Raw genomic sequence first — 2,228 nt, 5'->3', positions numbered from 1 at the left:
TTATACCGCTTGCTGGTGATTATAAAAAATATTTTGAAGAGAGAAATTAAAAATAAACATTAACTTTACAATTAAATTAGACAATTGATGAGTATCATGTTTAGTGGTGATAGTAAATGTGATAAGAACCAGAAATTGGAATAACCAAACAATTTGGACTAGTTTATTTCCATACGAATCTTCTTTACGCAGAGTGCATGATCCCCTAACAAATTAGTATTTATTTAAGTATGTTTCATTATATTTATATCTATCCTGATTGTAATCACTTTGAATTAAATAAATCAGCTTATTAAAAAACTCGAGGAGCTAGGCTGTTATACGGCCGAAATTCGCAGGCGTAGAGTTTTATAACGGAGAAAAATTGGCAGTAGGATTATTTTGATAAATGAGCAGGTTGAAGAAGTATCTATAGAAAGTAAGGACAGTTTACAATCCTATGAACAAAGCTTACTTTATTCAAATGAAGAAAAACATTCACAACAAGTACTTGAAACAATCAAACAGGAATATAGTCAAGTACAAGCTGCGTATTTAGAGTAAGTAGATACGCAAATAAAAAAATTGGTACTGTAACATATACGAATCATTTAACTTGGTACGAAGATATTGCCCAGTAGCAAAAAATTGGAGGGAACTTGCATGTATGTAAAAAAGTAATATATTGTATATCTTTTATTTATTTTTACTATCTAGCTTTAATTTTTGGTACACGCTGAACAATCTTTTACAATAATGATCAATTTCTATTGGGGGCTTGTTTTCTTTTATTGGGAACTATCTTCTTTCGTAAAATATTGGTAAGTGATTTCAAGAAAATTGATTTTTTTAAATGTATAAAGATAGTTACTATTTTCCTAACTTCCATTTTTTTATTCTTCTGGATGTTATCCTATCTTTTATTCAATCAAGAGATTGAGATAAATACTTCTTCCTTTACTTGGTTTTCAATTGTGAATGCTTTGATATTTGTGCCATTTATTGAAGAAATGGTCAATCGATTTTGCCTTATATGTTTAACTGGTTCATCTCTTACAAAATATGGTACATTATTCTTATCTTCAGTTTTGTTTTCAATCGGGCATCAAACAGTTTTATCCTCAAATTTTTTCATGTTCTGGCCGTTTTTTGTCCTCGGATTATATTTAGGTTACATCTATGTTAAAACAAAAAATATTTGGTATTCAATAATTGTACATTTTGTTTATAACTTTATTGTATTGTTGGTTTTACTGTATTAAATTTCATTATATTTATTGAACCGTCCTTTTATATGGATGTTTTTTTTATTTTATCAATTGATGAATTGTCTTAGAAAGAGGTTTAACCGAAAAAATTCTATCGAATTCAAGAATGGAAAGTTTATAAGAGAAAGGAGGGAAGCTGCTGCAGTCGTTACAATGGAAAGAGTATTTACGAAGTTCATATACTTCGATTGATAAAAAAAGTTATTTGCGTACGTTTCAAGTCTACTATGATCCGATCAAAGGAAAGACGAGAAAAAAAAGTGTCAATTGGAAAGCAAAAGGCTTCAAGAGCGAAAAACAGGCGTTGAGATATCTGAAGGAACAGATTGAAGAATTCAAAAAGAACTCGATGTTTTCTGATGAATACAGCTGTGAGACGTTTGGTGAACTGACAGCTCTTTGGTTAAAATCTTGGTCACCCACAGTACGTCAAACAACTGTACATTACCAAAAAGAGATTCTGTCATGTTATCTCTCTCCATATTTCACGGATAACTTGCGACTGCAGCAGTTGACTCCTTTATTTGTTGAAGGGACTTGGGCGAATATTCTGATGATCTGTTCAAAACAAGCGAAAGCACTTCTAGAAAAAGCAACGTTAGAAAAGATTCGGTCGTTATTGAAACAAATTTTGTCATATGGTTATCGTCATGATCTCGTTCTATTTGATTAATAAGATTGTGCTAAAAATACCCAATGATCGAAAAATTCCAGCCATTCAGCGTAGAAAAAAGAAGTTTTTAGAGAGAGAGGAAATCCATATACTCTTTCAAGCAATCAATGAAAAATATGAAAGTAATAATAACAATAATAAGATGGGTAAACTTTATCTAGATATGGCAGAGTTTTTGATACGAAATGGTTTAAGGATTGGCGAGTTAAGTGCATTGACAGTCGAGAAAGTGGATTTTTCCGCAAAAAAATTATTGATCAATGAAGGAGTAGTTACCGCTGGACGAACGATTGAACAATATATACGCA

General features: G+C 31.1%; 3 protein-coding genes and 1 pseudogene. All 4 read left to right on the top strand.

Annotation, left to right across the window (positions count from 1 at the left end):
- Positions 1 to 381 precede the first annotated feature (381 nt).
- A complete protein-coding gene (locus tag A5844_RS14110; RefSeq protein WP_154670119.1) occupies positions 382 to 543 on the top strand; it encodes a hypothetical protein in 162 nt (53 codons plus the stop codon).
- Between the two features lie 341 nt (positions 544 to 884).
- On the top strand, positions 885 to 1,241 hold the full coding sequence (locus tag A5844_RS14750) for a CPBP family intramembrane glutamic endopeptidase (RefSeq protein ID WP_373419206.1): 357 nt from the start codon (positions 885 to 887) through the stop codon (positions 1,239 to 1,241).
- Between the two features lie 211 nt (positions 1,242 to 1,452).
- Complete coding sequence (locus A5844_RS14490) at positions 1,453 to 1,920, top strand: tyrosine-type recombinase/integrase (RefSeq protein WP_256924509.1); 468 nt, start codon at positions 1,453 to 1,455, stop codon at positions 1,918 to 1,920.
- Positions 1,913 to 2,228, top strand: a pseudogene (locus A5844_RS14485) (tyrosine-type recombinase/integrase); the annotation flags it as partial. The gene A5844_RS14490 and the pseudogene A5844_RS14485, both read left to right, overlap by 8 nt.

It is taken from the genome of Candidatus Enterococcus wittei, assembly GCF_002140175.1.
Classification (GTDB): domain Bacteria; phylum Bacillota; class Bacilli; order Lactobacillales; family Enterococcaceae; genus Enterococcus_B; species Enterococcus_B wittei.
Note: the sequence above shows the minus strand (reverse complement) of the source record. Positions and strands in the feature narration are given on the sequence as shown.

What these genes read in the sequence shown, in the direction of transcription:
- A5844_RS14750 (WP_373419206.1), top strand. Translation starts at nt 885, where the DNA reads ATGTTATCCTATCTTTTATTCAATCAAGAGATTGAGATAAATACTTCT.